Source organism: Pseudomonas emilianonis (assembly GCF_023072625.1).
Lineage (GTDB): Bacteria > Pseudomonadota > Gammaproteobacteria > Pseudomonadales > Pseudomonadaceae > Aquipseudomonas > Aquipseudomonas paraveronii.
Genome location: NZ_JAKNRV010000473.1, coordinates 1 through 3,378, shown reverse-complemented (window position 1 = coordinate 3,378; position 3,378 = coordinate 1). Strand labels below are relative to the sequence as shown.

3 protein-coding genes are annotated in these 3,378 nt (G+C 62.4%); 2 read left to right on the top strand and 1 reads right to left on the bottom strand.

Features of this window, described 5'->3' with window-relative positions; all coding sequences use genetic code 11:
- Positions 1-766: substrate binding domain-containing protein (locus L9Z73_RS27810; protein WP_247407924.1), on the top strand; the 766-nt coding region annotated here is incomplete at its 5' end.
- Positions 767-785: 19 nt separating this feature from the next.
- Here the strand turns inward: L9Z73_RS27810 and L9Z73_RS27805 are convergent.
- On the bottom strand, positions 786-2,297 hold the full coding sequence (locus L9Z73_RS27805; protein WP_247407922.1) for a trypsin-like serine peptidase: 1,512 nt from the start codon (positions 2,295-2,297) through the stop codon (positions 786-788).
- A 323-nt stretch (positions 2,298-2,620) separates the two neighbouring features.
- On the opposite strand from L9Z73_RS27805, the gene L9Z73_RS27800 reads away from it, so the two are divergent.
- Positions 2,621-3,378, top strand: a 758-nt coding sequence (locus tag L9Z73_RS27800; RefSeq protein WP_247407920.1) for a DUF3772 domain-containing protein, incomplete at its 3' end; no start/stop codon positions are given.

Sequence of the window (3,378 nt, the reverse complement as noted above, 5' to 3'; positions counted from 1 at the left end):
CACCCGCAGCGTGCGCCTGACCGACGCCGGGCAGTCACTGACGCGGGACGTGCGCAGCGCCTACGCACAGATCGCCAGCAGCTTTTCCTCGGTGCGCGACGCCGCCGGGGAAATCCGCGGCCTGGTGCGTCTGACCGCACCGGTCGCGTTCGCCCGGCAGCAACTGGTGCCGCACCTGTCGGGATTCCTGCAGCGGTACCCGCAGGTACGTATCCAGCTGGATGTGTCGGATGCCTTGAGTTCGCTGGCTGCCGAAGGCTACGACCTGGCGGTGCGCCACGGTTTTCAGGTGCCGGAAACCCACGTGGCGTGGAAGCTGTGCGACACCACCTCGGTGCTGGTCGCCACCCGCGACTACCTGCAACGCCACGGCGAACCGCGCACGCCCGGCGACCTCAGCGCGCACAACTGCCTCTACTACCCGCGCGGCACCGATCAGCCCGCCTGGACCTTCGAGCGCGGCAGTAAAAAGCTCGAGCGGGTCACCGTGCCGATCGCCGGGAGCTTCTCCACCAACAACAGCGAAGCCTTGCGCGACTCGGCGCTCAATCACCTGGGCATCGCCCTGCTCCCGGATTTCAGCGCCCACGCGGCGCTGGCCGGCGGCACGTTGGTGCAGGTGCTCAAAGGCTGGACGCTCAAGGGCGCGTTTGCCGATGAGATTTACCTGATACGGCCCTACTCGCCCCATGTGCCCAAATCCGTGAGTGCGTTGGTGGGTTATTTGAAGGAAAAACTCTCCGGCGGATTTCGCTTCGAGGGTTAACCACGCACATCTCGCGGCCTCATCGCGCAGAGGCTGCCGGCTGGTTCGTTTGGATGGGCGGCAGATAAGCGGAGCGCTCGATGACATCCGTGCGTACCGCCGAAGGTTGCCCCGCCGGGTTACGGGCAAAGCTGCACAGGGTGACAGGGAGCTGCGATACCGGGTAGCTCGCACCGCCATTAGCCAGGCGATAGCGGACGTCGTCGTTGTCACGGCAGGCGGCTTCAGCCGAAGTGTCGACATAGAAGTAATGATGGGTGAACGCGGTTTGCGGGTCGTCCCAGTAAACGCTGTAGTTCAGGCCGATGCGCGGGACCGGCGCCGGGTCGGTCAAGAAAACCGAGTGGCTGAACGCATTGTGCAGCAAGGCCGGCGTCAACGCCTCGGCGGGGGTTTGGACGCCGATGATGCACAGCACATAAGCGCCCAGCGCCGGGCCGATGGCTTGATTGATGTAACCCTCGGTTGACGCTGTAGCACTTTGATAACCACCGGGCACCCTGCACTCATTGACGTTGCGCACGGCCTTGAAGCGATAGAACGGGTCCTGGATCGAGAACCTGATGTTCCACGTGGGCGGCACACTCTGCCCGAGTGCGCCCAGTTGCATATGGACATAGGGGTTCAGCGTCCAGGGCTCCTCAAGGAGGATATCGACGGCTTTGAGCTGACAATCAGTCGTATTGTTCAAGAATTGGCCCTCGACAAAACAACGGTGCAAGTCGTTGGCCGGATAGCTGTAGTTGAACTTGGCCGCTTCACACGCCGAGACGTTCTGGCAGTTGTTGAGGATGTCCTTTTTGATGACGGCGGCGACTTTGCTGACGATGCCAGTGACTTCGTTGCTATGCCGGTCCAGCATCGGGCTGCCGGAACTGCCGTATTGCAGGTCATTGCAGCGGTTTTTCAGGGCCCCGGGAAACACCCCGGGATGCTCGACAAAGCTGTTGGTCGGCGTTTCCTTGCAGGCGCTCATGCGCAAGCCCTTCTGACGAAAGCCGCTCGGGGAACCGACATTGACGACCTCACGCTCCCCCGTACTTTGATGGGTGGCGAGCTTGAGCGGCATGATGCCGTCGGTGATCAGGTGGGCGAGTGACGTATCCAGTTCGAGCACCGCCAGATCAGTGCCGACCATACTGGTCCAATGCGCCGTTTTAATGCGAAACGTGCGCTGTTGCGCCAGCGTATCGTGGAAATAGTTGAACGTGATGCTCGCCTCTATGGCTTGGTTGATATGGGCCGTGCCGAAGCTGAAGTACACGCAATGCCCGCTGGTCAAAACATACGCCGGGCCAACGGCCTTGCTCTGGCGGTTGCGGGTATCCAGCAGCACCGCGGTGCAGGTTTGGCCGATAGCGTTTTTCAACAAACCGATACCGGACCACAACGCATAACGCTGGTCGCGGTTCTGCAGCGCGATAGAGGCGCTGCCGTCGCTCAGGCCCTGGGCCAGGTCTCTGGCTTGGGTGTGGCCGACAAGGCAAGGCAACAGCAGTAACAAAAGGGGAAAGATACAGCGGGTCAGCATGATCGAGCGTCCGTATGGCAATAGGGGTGGTGCCGAACGTACTTGAGGCTTGGCGAACGGGTGACCTATATAGATAGGGGAAGACCGTGGCGGATGCCGACGAGATCCTGCTGTGCTCTGCGTCGGCTCGTCGGCCATGGGCCAGGCCAGCGCGGCATGGGTGCGCGGCGCGGAACACGACGACGTTATCCAAGGGTCTGCCATCTAGCACTTGCGCGCGATTGCCCGGCTGGCTTCCGCAAAAAATTCGCACGAATGGCTTGCCTTCGCCTCATAGAGTGGTAACGCTTAGCCATTTTGGGCAACGGTCAAAGGGCAAACGCATGCACAGAGTCACCACGAGCCGTTTTTTCACCGGGCTGTTCGCCCTGCTGATGCTGTGCGCTACGTTGCCCGCCCTCGTGCAGGCTGCGCCCTCCCCAACCAGCGACCCGCGCAGTGTGCCGCTGCTGGCTGAAGACGCCAGTGTGCAAGACCTCAACGAGCAACTCGACCTGATCCGCCAGAAAGTCTCGGGCAGCGCCAATGACGACCTGCTCTCGACCTTGCGCCAGGCCGCCTTGCAAGTGCAAAAACAGGCCGACACCCTGGCCGCCAAACAAGCCATCGATCTTGAACACCTGGATGACCAGCTCAACGTGCTCGGCCCGCTGCAAGCCGATGCGCCCCCGAGCCTCACCCAGCAACGCACCGCACTGACCCGGCAGAAGAACGCCCTGCTCGCCGAGCAGCGCCAGGCCAGCAACCTGAGCCAATCAGCCAGCGACCTCGCCGCGCAGATCTTCAGCCTGCGCCGCAGCCTCTTCGACTCACAGATCAGCACCCGCTCGGCGAGCCCGATCAGCGTGGTGTTCTGGTCCAACATCATCCGCCCGACCGACGACGACCTCAGCCGTTTACGCAACCTGTACGTCGATGTACGCAGCGTGACGGACACCGCCGTGGCGCCGGGAAACCGCTGGTTTTTCGTGAGCATGCTGTTAAGTGCGCTGCTGGTCTGGGTGGCGGGAAGACGGGTGTTGGAGCACGCGCTGGTGCGGCTGACAGTGCGTTGGCTGCCCGAAGGCCGCCTGCGGCGCAG